We start from the raw sequence: 13,357 nt of genomic DNA, 5'->3' as shown, positions 1-13,357 counted from the left end.
CCACGGGTGAAGCCTAATGAATCGCCCGCGTCGTGTCGGTCGGGTCGGACGAGAGTCGCTGGGCGAACCAGATCGGCGCCACGGAGACGACGATCATGACCACCGCCACCACGTTGACGATGGGCGCCTGACCAGGCCGGAACAGGTTGGTCAGGATCCAGACCGGCAGCGTGGTCACCCCCGGACCCGCGGCGAACGTCGTCACGATGATCTCGTCGAAGCTGAGCGCGAACGCCAGCAGTCCTCCGGCCAGCAGCGCCGAGCGCAGCTGGGGGAGCGTGACCAGCCGGAAGGTGGTCCACATCCCCGCCCCGAGGTCGGCGGAGGCCTCCTCGAGGTTGCCACCCATCCGCCGCAGCCGCGCCTGCACGTTGTTGAAGACGGTCACGATGCAGAACGTCGCGTGCGCCACGACGAGGGTGAAGAACCCCAGGCGTACGCCGAGGATCGACGAGAACGCGTTGGACAGCGCGATGCCGGTGACGATTCCGGGAAGGGCGATCGGGAGCACCACCAGCAGGTTGACGGTGTCCTTCCCGAAGAAGGAGTAGCGCTGCATCGCCAGGCCGAGCAGCGTGCCGAGCACGAGCGCCAGCACCGTGGCACAGGCCGCGACCGTCAGCGAGGTGAGGATCGCGTCGTGCGCTCCCGGGTTGACCGCCGCCCGCTGCCACCACTGGGTGGTGAAGCCGCTGGGCGGCCAGGTCAGTGCCTGGGAGGTGTTGAAGGAGTTGACCACGACCAGGGCCAGCGGTGCGTAGAGCACGGCGAGCACCAGGCCGGTCACCGCGGCGAGGAGGCGTCGGGTCGATCGCGAGATGGTCATAGGTTCTCCAGAGCTCCGGTGCGGCGTACCAACGCCAGGTAGATCATGATCACGACGATCGGGATCAGCGCGATCGCGGCGGCCAGCGGCAGGTTCGACCCCGAGTTGATGTAGACGAGGTTGCCGAGCATCTGGTTCGCGCCGCCGACGATGTTGACCGTGATGTAGTCGCCCATGGTCAGCGAGAACGAGAAGATCGACCCCGCGACCAGTCCGGGCACCACCAGCGGCAGCACCACGGTGCGGAACGTCAGCGCGGGCCGGGCTCCGAGATCGCCGGCGGCGTCGAGCAGGGAGTCCGGCACACGCTCGTAGGCTGCGTACACGGGCAGGATGACGTACGGAAGCCAGATGTACGCCTGGGTGAGCACGATCGCGGTGAAGCCGAATCCCGGCGAACCGATGCCGATCAGGCCGCCGGCCCAGTCGAGCAGGCCACCGTTGGACAGCAGCGAGCGCCAGGCGAGCGCCTTGACGAGGTAGGACGCCCACAGCGGCATCAGGAACGCGATCACCAGCAGGTGGCGCGAGCGCCGGGAGGCGATCTTGGCCATGTAGAAGCCGACCGGCAGCGCGATCGCGCAGTCGATCAGCGTCACCAGCAGGGCCACCCCGAGGGTGCGTAGCGTGACGGTCCGGTAGAGCGCCTCGCCGGTGATCTCGCGGACGTTGTCGAGGGTGAAGGTGCGCTGGAGCTCGTTGGTGAAGGAGTCGATCGTCCAGAACGCCGTCACCAGCAGCGCCGCGAGGGCGACGACGTAGACGAGCACCAGCCAGGTCAGGGGAGCGGCCAGCAGGAGGCCGAGGCGGATGCCCGGCCTCCTGCTGAGCGTGCTGCTGATGGAGCTCGAGGTCACCCCTTGATCTCCGCCCAGGCCTTGGTCCAGTCCTGGTAGTCGGTGCACTTGACGTCGGTCCGTCCGTCCAGGCACTTCTCGATGGGGGTGTTCCAGAACCAGATCTGCTCGGCGTACTTCTCGTCACCGGCGTGGAAGGTCTCGCAGTGGCCCTCGGAGGCGAACTCGCAGGCCTTGTCGGAGTTGGGGGCCTCGCCGAAGTACTCGGTCGCCTGGGCGTTGGTCTTGGGGTCGGAGATGTGGTTGAGCCAGGCGTAGGCGCAGTTGGGCGACTTCGCGTTCGAGGAGATCATCCAGGTGTCGTTCCAGCCGGTCGCGCCCTCGGAGGGGAGGATCGCCTCGACCGATGCCTTCTTCGGGTCGATCAGGTTGGCGATCACCTGCCAGGTGGTGCCGACCACGGTGTCGCCGGTCTCGAAGGAGGCCTGCGTCTTGGTGTAGTCGGACCAGTACTCACCCACGGAGGCCCGCTGCGTCTTGAGCAGGTCGACGGCCGCCGCGAGCTGCTTCTCGTCGAGCGAATAGGGGTTCTCGATCCCGAGGTCGGGCTGGTGCGCCATCAGGTAGACCGCGGCGTCGGCGATGTAGATCGGCGAGTCGTACGCGGTGACCTGGCCCTTGTGCTGCGGCGCGTCCTCGAAGACCGCCTTCCACGAGGTCGGGGCGGGGGTGACGTCCTCGGTGTTGTACATCAGCAGGTTCGCGCCGTAGCCGTGCGGGATGCCGTAGTTCTTCCCGTCCACGGTGTTCCACTCGCGGTCCTTGAGGAAGTCGTAGATGCCCTCGTAGTTGGGGATCAGGTCGGTGTTCACCTCGGCCGCCTCGCCCGCCGCGATCATCCTCAGGGTGAGGTCGCCGGAGGCGGCCACCACGTCGTACTCGCCGGACTTGGCCAGGTTGAAGGCCTCGTCGGAGGTGCCGTAGACCTTGGCGGTGACCTGGCAGCCGGTCTCCTTCTCGAAGCCGGAGACCCAGTCGACCGCCGGGTCGGTCGAGCCGTCCTCGACGTAGCCGGGCCAGGCCAGGATCGAGACCTCGCCCTCGTTCTCGCCGAGCTTGTCGACCGCGCCGGTCGACTCGCCCCCGCCGTCACCGCCGCATGCGGTGAGCGTGATCAGGGACAGGGCCGCCACCGCTGCGCCGATGGTGCGGCTGGCGGTGTGCCTGGTCGGGATGTTGCGCATGATCAAACCTCTCTGGATGGGTTCTGGCTCATCGGTGTTGCACGGCACGGGACGAGTCGGTGCCCAAGGGGACCAGGTCGCCCGGCGACCAGGAGGCGACCACGCGGTCGCCCCGAGACTCTGGTTCGGCGGCATCGGGGTGCAGCGCGCCGCGGCTCTGCTCGAGGGCGACCAGCCTGGTGCCGTCCTCGAGCTCGATGTGGACGCGGTGACCGGTGCCGATGTAGATCGACTCGGTGATCACCCCGGCGGCGGTCATCGCGCCGGCCGGGGCACTCGCGGTCGCGGGGGAGAGCAGGATCTTCTCGGGCCGCAGCGCGAAGGCACCCTCCATGTTCAGCACCCGCTTGGCCACCTCCTCGTCGAAGACGTTGGAGGTGCCGACGAAGTCGGCGACGTACGGGGACGTCGGCCGCTCGTAGATCTCCTTCGGAGTGCCCAGCTGCACGATCCGCCCGCTGTCGAACACCGCGATCCGGTCGCTGAGGGTCAGCGCCTCCTCCTGGTCGTGGGTGACGAAGACGAAGGTGATCCCCAGCTCGCGCTGGATCTGCTTGAGCTCGACCTGCATCTGCTCCCGCAGCTTGAGGTCGAGCGCCCCGAGCGGCTCGTCGAGGAGCAGCACCCTGGGACGTACGACGATCGAGCGGGCCAGCGCGACCCGCTGCCGCTGCCCGCCGGAGAGCTCGGTCGGCTTCCGGGTGGCGACGTGCTCGAGGCGGACCATCGCCAGCGCCTCGCGCGCCCGGGCGCTCCGCTCGCTCTTGGAGACTCCACGGACACGCAGGCCGTAGGCGACGTTCTCCAGCACGTTGAGGTGCGGGAAGAGCGCGTAGTCCTGGAAGACCGTGGTCACGTCGCGGTCGAACGGCGCCAGCGCGGTGACGTCCTCGCTGCCGAGGCGGATCGTGCCGGAGTCAGCACGCTCGAAGCCCGCGATCAGGCGCAGGACGGTCGTCTTGCCGGAGCCGGAGGGCCCGAGCATCGAGAAGAACTCGCCGTCGCCGATCGTCAGGTCGAGAGCGTCGACGGCCATCACATCGCCGTACGCCTTGGACACCGCGTCGAGCTGGATCTGCGGGGATTCGGTCGGTCGCATTACTGAATCATATGGAACCAGATCTTAGATTTTAAAGACCTTCTGCGTAAGTTCTTCGTAAACCCACTCGAAGGAGGAGCCCGATCGTGGCCAACCCCCGCGCGATCACCTCGCGCGCCCGGTCGGCGATCTTCGCGCCGATCGGCGACGAAGGCAGAGCCGTACGTGTCGAGAACCGGCTGGCGGAGGCGATCCGCTCCGGCGTCCTCGCCGACGGTGACCGCCTGCCGAGCGAGCTCGAGCTCGCTCAGATGCTCGGCGTGGCGACCGTGACCGCCCGCGAGGCGCTGGTCTCGCTGCGGGCGCAGGGCCTGGTCGTGACGACACGGGGGCGTGGCGGCGGTTCGTTCGTGCGCGCGCCCGATCCCGGCGACATCGTGAAGGGACGGCTCGCGACGATGTCGCGCGTCGAGCTCCGCGACCGGGCGAGTCTGTATCAGGTGGTGCTGACCGGCTGCGCCGAGCTCGCCGCCGAGCGGGCGGCACCGGAGGAGATCGAGGATCTCCAGGACCTGCTGATCCCGGAGGACGAGGAGGACGTCGGCCGGTGGCGCGATGCGGAGAGCGAGCTCTATCTCTCCGTCGCCGCGTTGACCCAGTCGGCGCGTCTCACCCGAGAGGTGGTGCGACAGGAGGCCGACTTCGGTACGTTGCTGCGAGTGCCGCTGAGCGAGCCGGACTTCCGGCAGGCATCCGGCGAGCGGCACCGGGCGCTGGTCGCCGCACTGGGGTCGGGCGACGTGGCCGCGTCCCGGGCGAGCGTACGCGACCATCTGACCCACGCCGTTGCACGTCTGACCGAGATCCACGAGGTGGTACGCCAGTGAACATCGATGTGTCCCTCGACTGCGCCGCCCGGATCGAGCAGCACTTCGGCTCCATCCTCGCCGAGCTCGAACGCCTGCGCGCCGAGGTCGGTGCTCTCTTCGCCGGCGGACCCGTCACCTCGGATCAGCTTCGGGCGCAGGTCGAGGAAGGCACGCTGGCGTTCCTCCAGGACCCCAGCTTCCTGGGCGGCGGGTTCGTCGCCGCACCGGACGCGCTCAGCGATCGGCGGCTCTACCTGGCCTGGTGGCAGGGCGCGGGCCGCGACCTCCTCGGCGAGGTCGAGGTGCCGGGCACGGGGGAGGCCATGGACTACACCCGCCAGCCGTGGTTCCGCGTCCCGGAGCGCACCGGCCGGCTGCACATCGCCGGCCCCTACGTCGACTTCGTCTGCGCGGACGAGTACGTCATGACCACGACGCTGCCGGTCTACACCGACGGGCGGATGGTCGGCGTCGCCGGCGCGGACACCTCGGTCGAGACCCTGGAGAAGATGCTCCTGCCCGGGCTGCGAGAGGCCGGCGCGACGTTGGTCAACGCGCACGGCCGGGTGGTCGTCTCGGCGGACCCGCACCGCGCGACCGGCGAGGCCATGAACGGCGCCGACGAGGCCCCCGAGGGCCGGCTCCTGTCCGTGGTCCGGGCAGCTACCGACGACGGTCAGGGTGAGCTGGTCTCGCTCGCCGGCTGGCCCCGCTGAAGCCGGAAATCTTTCGACATCAACTAGTTTTTTGGACGTTGCGGCGGAGATATTGCTGTTGTGGGTACGCTGTCGCCGTGACTGCACCTGAGATCGAGGCCACCGACCGTAAAATCCTCCAGCTTCTCGCGGAGGACGGTCGGATGTCCTACACCGACCTGGGCAAGGCGACCGGCCTGTCGACCTCGGCCGTGCACCAGCGCGTCAAGCGGCTCGAGCAGCGCGGCCTGATCACCGGCTACGGCGCCACCGTCAACTACGCCGCCATCGGCGTGCCACTGACCGCGTTCGTCGCGGTCCAGCCCATGGACCCGTCCCAGCCCGACGACTGCCCCGAGCGCGTCGCCGACCTCCACGAGGTCGAGGCCTGCTGGTCGATCGCGGGCGTGGAGTCCTACATGCTCAAGGTGCGGGTCGCGACCCCCGAGGCTCTCGAGGAGCTGCTCGGCCGGATCCGCTCGGTCGCCAACGTGTCCACGAGGACGACCATCGCGATGTACACCTACTACGAGAACCGCCCGACCCTCACGCACTGAGCAGCGCGCGCTGGGCCGGGCGGATCACGGTCACTTCCCGTGGGTGCGCCACCACTCCTGACCTGACTCGGGCAGGGTGTGGATCGGGTCGTAGTACTCGTAGGTCCTGGTCAGCGCCTCGGAGTCGGAGGCCTCGATCGAGGTGCGGTAGTTCTTCGTCCAGTAGGAGATGCCACGCTCGGTGTCGTAGTCGGCGAGCTGGTGGACCCAGCGCTTGCCGACGAAAGGCACGTCGCACACGATGCGCGGGGTGGCGAACCCGGGCAGGTATCCCATGATGTCGTGCTGCATCCGCTGGGCGTCGGCGACCGAGACGCGCCAGTGCTCCGAGAACGGGATCATGTCGCACATGTAGAAGTAGTAGGGCATGATCTGCGCGCCGTCGAGAAGGCGGAAGCAGAGGTCGAGCAGCGAGTGGCTGTCTGCGTTGACGCCGGCGAGCAGCACACCCTGGTTGCGTACGTCCCTGACCCCCGCGGCCATCAGCGCCTTGGACGCCTCGGCAACCAGGGGAGTGACCGAGTTGGCGTGGTTGGCGTGGGTGTGGACGGCCAGTGAGACGCCCCGCTCGCGGGCGATGCTGGTCACCCGGCTCATCCCCTCCAGGAGCGGCTCCTGGAGCCAGTGCTGGGGGAGCCCGACCAGACCCTTGGTGGCCAGCCGGATGTCGCGGATGTTGTCGATCTCCATCAGCTTGGTGAGGAAGTCCTCCAGCCGCGGCCAGGGCAGGTTGGCGACGTCGCCGCCGGAGACGACCACGTCACGCACCTGCGGGGTGTTGCGCAGGTATTCGAGCATCGCCTCGTGGCGGTCGACCGGCTTGCCGGTGAGCTTGAGCTTGTCGATGACCGGGGTCGAGTTGCCGACCAGGTCCATCCGGGTGCAGTGGCCGCAGTACTGCGGGCAGGTGGAGAGCAGCTCGGCGAGCACCTTGGTCGGGTAGCGGTGGGTCAGCCCCTCGGCGACCCACATGTCGTGCTCGTGCAGCGAGTCGCGGCTCGCCTGCGGGTGCGAGGGCCAGTCGGTGCGGCGGTCGGAGAAGACCGGGATCATGTAGTGCCGGATCGGGTCTGCGTAGAACGCATCAGTGAACTCGCCGGGATCGGTGGTCGAGCTTGTCGAGACCACCATGGTGTTGACCATCTGGGGCGGCACGAGCATCGACATGGTCGCGCGCTCGGCCATGTCCTTCTCGAGGTCGGCGTAGAACCGCTCCTCGAGAAGATCGCCCATGAGGGCACGGAGCTGGCGGACGTTCTTGATGCAGTTGACGCGCTGCCACTGCACGTCGCGCCACTGCTCGTCGGTGACGTCGGCCCATCCCGGGAAGCGGGTCCAGTCGGGTTCGACCAGCTCGACGCGCTGGTAGGCGTAGGGCTGTCCGTCTCGGGTCGTAGGCTCGATGGTTGCCGTCATGTTCTCCACCATAGCGGGAGATCCTCCGGTTGTTGCAAGCCTAGGCCGCAATTCTTCCATCCAACGCTGGTAGGGTCCGCCATGAGATGGACGCAAGGAGGCGTACGACGATGACCACATCTGACCCGACAGGCCTGCACCGGGTGCTCGATGAGCCGGTGGCCGGCTCGTTGCCGCTGCCTCAGGCGGCGCGAAGACTCGACACCCGAAAGAACTTGTGGCCCGACGAGGTGCGGATCCGGGTCGAGCGGCTGAACCTCGACGCCGCGTCCTTCCGGCAGCTGGAGTCCGCGCACGACGGCGACGGTGAGGCCGTACGCCGCGAGGTGCTGGACATCGTCGCCGAGCGCGGCAAGATGCAGAACCCGGTGACCGGCTCGGGCGGGATGCTCGTCGGCGTCGTCGAGGAGGTCGGTCCGGAGTCGCCGCTGGGGCTCGCCGTGGGCGATCGCGTCGCCACTCTGGTGTCGCTGACCCTGACGCCGCTCGTGATCGAGGACGGGCTCGCCGGCTGGGGCGGTGACTCTGAACAGGTGCCGTGCGACGGGTACGCCATCCTGTTCGGCCGCTCGATCGCAGCCGTTCTTCCCGACGACCTCGCCCCCGAGCTCGCGCTGTCGGTGATGGACGTATGCGGCGCGCCGGCGCTGACCCGGCGGGTCGTCTCCGAGCGCTACGTCGACGGTGTCGTCGCCGTCATCGGTGGCGGCGGCAAGTCCGGGTCGCTCTCGCTCGCCGCGGCCCGTGACGCCGGAGCCCGCCACCTGATCGGCATCGTCCCGACCGAGGCCGAGGCCGAGCGCCTCCGCGAGGCAGAGCTGGCCGATGAAGTGGTCGTCGCCGATGCGCGCAACCCGGTGGCGCTGCGCGACGCGGTCGCCAAGGCCGGCGGCCCGGCCGACGTCACCGTCGTCTGCGTGGATGTGCCCGGCTGTGAGGGCGGCGCCATCCTGGCCACCGCCGACCGGGGCACCGTCGTCTTCTTCTCGATGGCCACCTCCTTCTCCGCCGCCGCGCTCGGTGCCGAAGGCCTCGCCGCCGATGTCACGATGCTCGTCGGCAACGGCTACGTCCCCGGGCACGCCGCCTATGCGCTGGATCTGCTCCGCGCGAACCGAGGCGTCCGGGCGCTCTTCGAGGGGAGACTTGCCCAGTGAGACTCGATCTGGACCCACGTACGATCGCCCAGGCCCGCGCGCTCGCCGCAAAGGTCGGCGACCCGATCGTCGAGATGGCCACGAAGCACACGACCGTCGCCGTCGAGCGAGCCACTCTGCGCCTGGCCGGGCTCGCCGGCGCCGACCCGGACGGCACCCCGTGGGTGAACCACCTGGTCGACGCGGTCCGCGCCGACATCGGTCTGGAGCACGGCATCGCCCTGCCCGTCTGGCAGGCGCTGGCTGCCCATAACAACGACCTGACGCGTCTCGCCGAGGATGCCGCCGCCGGTCAGGTGACCTTCCGCCTGCCCGAGGGCGCCGAGGCCGAGCTGGCCGCGAAGCACGCCCGTGAGGCGGTCGGGGTCGGGATCGCCCGGCTCGACGCCAGCCGGGTGGCTCGCGAGCGGATGATCGCCGAGATCGGCGACGCGCCCCGCAAGCCCTGGATCTACCTGATCGTCGCGACCGGCGACATCTACGAGGACATCCCGCAGGCGCAGGCGGCCGCGCGGGAGGGCGCCGACATCATCGCGGTCATCCGCTCGACCGGCCAGTCGCTCCTCGACTACGTGCCCGAGGGCGCCACCCGGGAAGGGTTCGCCGGGACGTACGCGACGCAGGAGAACTTCCGGCTCATGCGCGCGGCCCTCGACGAGACGAGCCGCGAGCTGGGCCGCTATGTACGGCTCACCAACTATGCGAGCGGGCTGTGCATGCCAGAGATCGCCGCGCTGGCCGGTATGGAACGTCTCGACATGATGCTCAACGACTCGATGTACGGGATCCTGTTCCGCGACATCAACCCGGTGCGTACGTTCGTCGACCAGCGGCTCTCCCGCCAGATCCACGCGCGGGCGGGGATCATCATCAACACCGGCGAGGACAACTACCTCACCACCGCCGACGCGGTCGAGGCGGCGCACACCGTGACCACCTCGCAGCTGCTCAACGAGTACTTCGCCAAGGAGGCCGGTCTCGAGGACTGGCAGCTGGGCCTCGGTCACGCCTTCGAGATCAACCCGGACGTACCGGACTCGTTCCGGCTCGAGCTCGCGCACGCGCTGCTGGCGAAGACGATCTTCCCCGACGCACCGCTGAAGTGGATGCCGCCGACCCGGCACATGACCGGCGACATCTTCAAGGGCTACCTGCTCGACGGGTTCTTCAACCTCGCCGGCGCGATGACCGACCAGGGCATCCTTCTGGTCGGGATGATGACCGAGGCGGTCGTGACGCCCTGGCTCTCCGACCGTGACCTGGCCCTGCAGAACGTCCGGTACGTCATGGACGCCGCCGGACGCCTCGGCGAGGATTTCCACCCCGCCCCCGACGGGTTCATCGCCAACCGGGCCCGCGAGGTGCTCGGAGAATCGATCGACCTGCTCGGGAAGATCATCGACGAGCCCAACGGGCTCCTGGACGCCATCGCCGACGGCACCTTCGGCCTGATGAAGCGCCCCGCCGACGCCGGCAAGGGACTCGAGGGCGTGGCCGAGAAGTCCGAGGCGTACTACAACCCGGCCAGCGACATCTTGGAGGGCAAGTGAGCATCATCAGGCCGTACGGCGACACCACCGGCGACGGGATGGTGCAGGTCTCCTTCACGCTGCCGATCAAGCACAGCAAGGTCGCCGACGGTGCCGCGCTGCAGCTGGCCAACAAGATGGGCATGGAGCCGGCGATGGTCGTCCACTCCAAGCCGATGGGCGACGACTTCACCTTCTTCGTCGTCTACGGGCAGGTCAACCACCTCGTCGACACCGACAAGGTGCAGGTCGTCGAGCGCGACTTCCCGCTGCTGACGCCCAAGGAGGCCAACGCGGTGATCAAGGAGACGCTGCGACGGCCGATGGTCGTCGTCGGCGCCTGCATCGGCACCGATGCCCACACCGTCGGCATCGACGCGATCCTCAACATCAAGGGGTTCGCGGGGGAGAAGGGGCTGGAGTACTACAAGGAGATCGAGGTCGTGAACCTCGGCGCCCAGGTCTCCGTGCCGTCCCTGGTGGACGCCGCCGTCACCCGGCGCGCCGACGCCGTGCTCGTCTCCCAGGTCGTCACCCAGCGCGACGCCCACCTGCTCAACACCCGGGAGATGTCCGCCGCCTTCCGCGAGGCCTATCCGGCAGGCGAGCGACCGCTGCTCGTCGTCGGCGGACCCCGCTTCGACGAGTCGATGACCGGTGAGCTCGGCGTCGACCGTATCTTCGGCCGCGGCACCACGCCCGCCGAGGTCGCCTCCTACCTTGTCCACCGCACCACCGCCAAGGAGCCCGCAGCATGACGTCACCCGAGACCGGGCCCGTGATCGGGACCAAGGTCGTCCACCGCCGCTACGTGCCCTACTCGCACGCCCACTACGCCGGCAACCTCGTCGACGGCGCCTACAGCCTCGGCCTCTTCGGCGACGTCGCGACCGAGATGTGCATCCTCACCGACGGCGACGAAGGCCTCTTCGCCTCCTACGACGACGTGCAGTTCAAGGCGCCCGTGCGCGCCGGAGACGTCCTCGAGATCACCTGCGAGCTGGCCAAGGCCGGCCGACGGTCCCGAGTGATGGAGTTCGCCGTGTACGTCGTGGCCCGCGGCACCGCCACCGAGGCCCGCCCCGGGGCTGCCGAGATGCTGGTCCAGCCGATCCTCGCCACCTCCGCACGGGGTACTGTCGTCGTTCCCTGATCGCCGTGACGGGCACGCGTATGCGACGCGCCGAGATTCCTCGGGAATTCTTTGCTTTTTCGCGGCCCGCAGGCTGTTGCTGACCTGCGGAAACATGTGTTTCCGCAGGTCAGTGCCGTGTTGACTTACGTCGAGCCAGCGGGTGATGGTGGCAGCGTTCGCCCATGCAGAGTCGCGGCTGGCGGACCGGCGCTCGACGAATCGGGTCGGGGGGTGTCGAGCCAGGCATACCTTCGTTCCGTTTTCGCGGGCGCGGTCAACGGCCGCGAGGGCAACGCGGGAGGGCCAAGGCGCCCTTAGACAACGATCTTCTCCCTGCATCCAGCAGGGATCGGAACGGCCCGAAGAACGTCTTGCTCCTCCCGCGCTCTGTACCTTTTGCGATTGCTTCGCAATTCGCGCAGCGCTTTCGCTTGATCCTCGTCTTCCCTCCCGCCGCTCAGTCGCTTCGCTCCCTCGCTCTGGTCAGTCCAGACGAGGAGCGCTTCAGCGCTGTTCTATTTGCGATTGCTTCGCAATTCGCGAGCGCCTCCGCTTGACCCTCGTCTTCCTCCGCTGCGCTCGGTCGCTCCGCTCCCTCGCTCCGCTGCGTCCAGACGAGGGACGCTCCGGCGCTGTTCTATTTGCGATTGCTTCGCAATTCGCGCAGCACCTCCGCTTCACCCTCGTCTTCCTCCGCTGCGCTCGACGGCGCGAGGATCTTGGGTTCGACCGTGGGACGGATATCCTGTGACTTCCACCCCAATCCTTTGACAAGGCCGGCGTACGTGACGAACGAGCAGCTTCCACCCTGGACCGAGATCGGCCGGGCGGTGATGGTGATCCCGACCTACAACGAGGCCGACAACCTCGCCTGGATCGTGGGGCGGCTGCGCAAGGCGCAGCCCCGCGTCGACGTACTGGTCGTCGACGACGGCTCGCCCGACGGCACCGGCACGATCGCCAACGAGCTCGCGGACAACGACGAGCAGATCCATGTGCTGCACCGCACCGAGAAGGCCGGACTGGGGGCTGCGTACCTCCACGGGTTCGGGTGGGCGCTCGAGCAGGGCTACGACGTCGTGGGGGAGATGGACGCCGACGGCTCCCACCAGCCCGAGGAGCTCCACCTGCTGCTCGAGGCGCTGACCTCCGCCGACCTGGTGATCGGCGCCCGCTGGGTCCGCGGCGGGTCGGTGGTCAACTGGCCGCTGTCGCGGCGACTGCTCTCGGTCGGCGGCAACTTCTACGTCCGGCTCCTGCTCGGGATCGGCGTCCACGACGCCACCGCGGGCTACCGCCTCTTCCGGCGTACGACGCTCGAGAAGCTGCAGCTGAACAGCGTCGAGTCGACCGGTTACGTCTTCCAGACCGAGATGGTGACGCGTACGCTGCGGGCCGGTCTCACCGTCAAGGAGGTCCCGATCCAGTTCATCGAGCGGGTCCGGGGCGAGTCGAAGATGAGTCCGGCGGTCGCTGCCGAGTCGATGCGCCGGGTGACCCGCTGGGGCTTGGCCGAGCGCCGGGAGCAGCTGCTCCGGCTGCTGCGCCGCTTCGGGCTGGAGCGTCTCGTGGGAGGCCGTCGATGACCACGCGACGCCGCAGGCTCTCCTGGGTGCTGGTGCTGCTGTTCCTGGTGATGCCGCTGGCCGAGCTGTTCGTGCTGATCCAGGTCGGCCAGGTCATCGGTGTGTGGTGGACGATCCTGCTGCTGATCGCCGACTCGATCTTCGGTGCCTGGCTGATGCGACGCGAGGGCTCCCGCGCCTGGAACGCGCTGACGACGGCGCTCTCCTCGGGCAAGCTGCCGTCCAACGAGATCGCCGACGGCGCGCTGGTCCTGCTCGGCGGTGCGTTGATGCTCAGCCCGGGGTTCGTGACCGACATCTTCGGGATCGTGCTGATCCTGCCGTTCACCCGGCCGTTCTTCCGGCGCATCCTGGCCACGGTCGTGCAGAAGCGCCTGGTCACCGCAGCGATGCCCTCGACCTTCGGTCCGGGCGCCCGGCCCCGCAACGACGACATCGTCACCGGCGAGGTCATCGACAAGGACAACATCGCCTAGGCACGCCTCCAGATACGCCGAAGGCGGCCTC

General features: G+C 68.6%; 14 protein-coding genes. 9 read left to right on the top strand and 5 right to left on the bottom strand.

Annotated features, from left to right (window positions below; genetic code table 11):
* Positions 1-13: 13 nt before the first annotated feature.
* The 4 genes from ACFVDI_RS15690 to ACFVDI_RS15675 are packed head-to-tail and all read right to left on the bottom strand — an operon-like array spanning position 14 to position 3,966.
* Entirely contained in the window at positions 14-826 is an 813-nt protein-coding gene (locus tag ACFVDI_RS15690; RefSeq protein WP_378906553.1) for an ABC transporter permease, read from the bottom strand.
* Positions 823-1,683 carry an ABC transporter permease gene (locus ACFVDI_RS15685; protein WP_378906551.1) on the bottom strand — a complete coding sequence of 287 codons (861 nt, stop codon included), beginning with the start codon at positions 1,681-1,683 and terminating at the stop codon, positions 823-825. Before ACFVDI_RS15685 ends, ACFVDI_RS15690 begins: the two co-directional genes overlap by 4 nt.
* The gene (locus ACFVDI_RS15680) at positions 1,680-2,867 is read right to left on the bottom strand and encodes an extracellular solute-binding protein (protein ID WP_378906549.1); all 1,188 of its coding nucleotides are present in this window, start codon (positions 2,865-2,867) and stop codon (positions 1,680-1,682) included. Before ACFVDI_RS15680 ends, ACFVDI_RS15685 begins: the two co-directional genes overlap by 4 nt.
* 28 nt (positions 2,868-2,895) lie before the next feature.
* The gene (locus ACFVDI_RS15675; protein WP_378906547.1) at positions 2,896-3,966 is read right to left on the bottom strand and encodes an ABC transporter ATP-binding protein; all 1,071 of its coding nucleotides are present in this window, start codon (positions 3,964-3,966) and stop codon (positions 2,896-2,898) included.
* A gap of 86 nt (positions 3,967-4,052) precedes the next feature.
* Here ACFVDI_RS15675 and ACFVDI_RS15670 point away from each other — a divergent pair, with 86 nt between their 5' ends.
* The 3 genes from ACFVDI_RS15670 to ACFVDI_RS15660 all read left to right on the top strand — a co-directional run bounded on the left by ACFVDI_RS15670 (position 4,053) and on the right by ACFVDI_RS15660 (position 6,027).
* Complete coding sequence (locus ACFVDI_RS15670) at positions 4,053-4,793, top strand: FadR/GntR family transcriptional regulator (RefSeq protein WP_378906543.1); 741 nt, start codon at positions 4,053-4,055, stop codon at positions 4,791-4,793.
* A complete protein-coding gene (locus ACFVDI_RS15665) occupies positions 4,790-5,491 on the top strand; it encodes a cache domain-containing protein (RefSeq protein WP_378906541.1) in 702 nt (233 codons plus the stop codon). The genes ACFVDI_RS15670 and ACFVDI_RS15665 overlap by 4 nt, the downstream gene beginning before the upstream one ends.
* A gap of 92 nt (positions 5,492-5,583) precedes the next feature.
* Positions 5,584-6,027 (top strand): Lrp/AsnC family transcriptional regulator, encoded by a 444-nt coding sequence (locus ACFVDI_RS15660; protein WP_040755579.1) that lies wholly within the window; start codon positions 5,584-5,586, stop codon positions 6,025-6,027.
* A 30-nt stretch (positions 6,028-6,057) separates the two neighbouring features.
* Here the strand turns inward: ACFVDI_RS15660 and ACFVDI_RS15655 are convergent, their stop codons facing one another.
* The gene (locus tag ACFVDI_RS15655; protein ID WP_378906539.1) at positions 6,058-7,443 is read right to left on the bottom strand and encodes a KamA family radical SAM protein; all 1,386 of its coding nucleotides are present in this window, start codon (positions 7,441-7,443) and stop codon (positions 6,058-6,060) included.
* A gap of 110 nt (positions 7,444-7,553) precedes the next feature.
* Here ACFVDI_RS15655 and ACFVDI_RS15650 point away from each other — a divergent pair, with 110 nt between their 5' ends.
* The 6 genes from ACFVDI_RS15650 to ACFVDI_RS15625 all read left to right on the top strand — a co-directional run bounded on the left by ACFVDI_RS15650 (position 7,554) and on the right by ACFVDI_RS15625 (position 13,326).
* Positions 7,554-8,600, top strand: coding sequence for an L-erythro-3,5-diaminohexanoate dehydrogenase (locus ACFVDI_RS15650; protein WP_378906537.1), 1,047 nt, complete (start codon positions 7,554-7,556; stop codon positions 8,598-8,600).
* Positions 8,597-10,150 carry a lysine 5,6-aminomutase subunit alpha gene (locus ACFVDI_RS15645; protein WP_378906535.1) on the top strand — a complete coding sequence of 518 codons (1,554 nt, stop codon included), beginning with the start codon at positions 8,597-8,599 and terminating at the stop codon, positions 10,148-10,150. Before ACFVDI_RS15650 ends, ACFVDI_RS15645 begins: the two co-directional genes overlap by 4 nt.
* Positions 10,147-10,887 (top strand): OAM dimerization domain-containing protein, encoded by a 741-nt coding sequence (locus tag ACFVDI_RS15640; RefSeq protein WP_378906533.1) that lies wholly within the window; start codon positions 10,147-10,149, stop codon positions 10,885-10,887. Before ACFVDI_RS15645 ends, ACFVDI_RS15640 begins: the two co-directional genes overlap by 4 nt.
* Entirely contained in the window at positions 10,884-11,282 is a 399-nt protein-coding gene (locus ACFVDI_RS15635) for a hotdog domain-containing protein (RefSeq protein ID WP_378906531.1), read from the top strand. The genes ACFVDI_RS15640 and ACFVDI_RS15635 overlap by 4 nt, the downstream gene beginning before the upstream one ends.
* Before the next feature lie 767 nt (positions 11,283-12,049).
* Complete coding sequence (locus ACFVDI_RS15630; RefSeq protein WP_378906529.1) at positions 12,050-12,850, top strand: polyprenol monophosphomannose synthase; 801 nt, start codon at positions 12,050-12,052, stop codon at positions 12,848-12,850.
* Positions 12,847-13,326 carry an FxsA family protein gene (locus tag ACFVDI_RS15625; RefSeq protein ID WP_378906527.1) on the top strand — a complete coding sequence of 160 codons (480 nt, stop codon included), beginning with the start codon at positions 12,847-12,849 and terminating at the stop codon, positions 13,324-13,326. The genes ACFVDI_RS15630 and ACFVDI_RS15625 overlap by 4 nt, the downstream gene beginning before the upstream one ends.
* Positions 13,327-13,357: the final 31 nt, after the last annotated feature.

Source organism: Nocardioides sp. NPDC057767, from assembly GCF_042798275.1.
Classification (GTDB): Bacteria; Actinomycetota; Actinomycetes; order Propionibacteriales; family Nocardioidaceae; genus Nocardioides.
This window is presented reverse-complemented; position numbering and strand designations above follow the sequence as displayed.

What these genes read in the sequence shown, in the direction of transcription:
- ACFVDI_RS15690 (WP_378906553.1), bottom strand. Translation starts at nt 826, where the DNA reads ATGACCATCTCGCGATCGACCCGACGCCTCCTCGCCGCGGTGACCGGC.
- ACFVDI_RS15680 (WP_378906549.1), bottom strand. Translation starts at nt 2,867, where the DNA reads ATGCGCAACATCCCGACCAGGCACACCGCCAGCCGCACCATCGGCGCA.
- ACFVDI_RS15675 (WP_378906547.1), bottom strand. Translation starts at nt 3,966, where the DNA reads ATGCGACCGACCGAATCCCCGCAGATCCAGCTCGACGCGGTGTCCAAG.
- ACFVDI_RS15655 (WP_378906539.1), bottom strand. Translation starts at nt 7,443, where the DNA reads ATGACGGCAACCATCGAGCCTACGACCCGAGACGGACAGCCCTACGCC.
- ACFVDI_RS15650 (WP_378906537.1), top strand. Translation starts at nt 7,554, where the DNA reads ATGACCACATCTGACCCGACAGGCCTGCACCGGGTGCTCGATGAGCCG.
- ACFVDI_RS15635 (WP_378906531.1), top strand. Translation starts at nt 10,884, where the DNA reads ATGACGTCACCCGAGACCGGGCCCGTGATCGGGACCAAGGTCGTCCAC.
- ACFVDI_RS15625 (WP_378906527.1), top strand. Translation starts at nt 12,847, where the DNA reads ATGACCACGCGACGCCGCAGGCTCTCCTGGGTGCTGGTGCTGCTGTTC.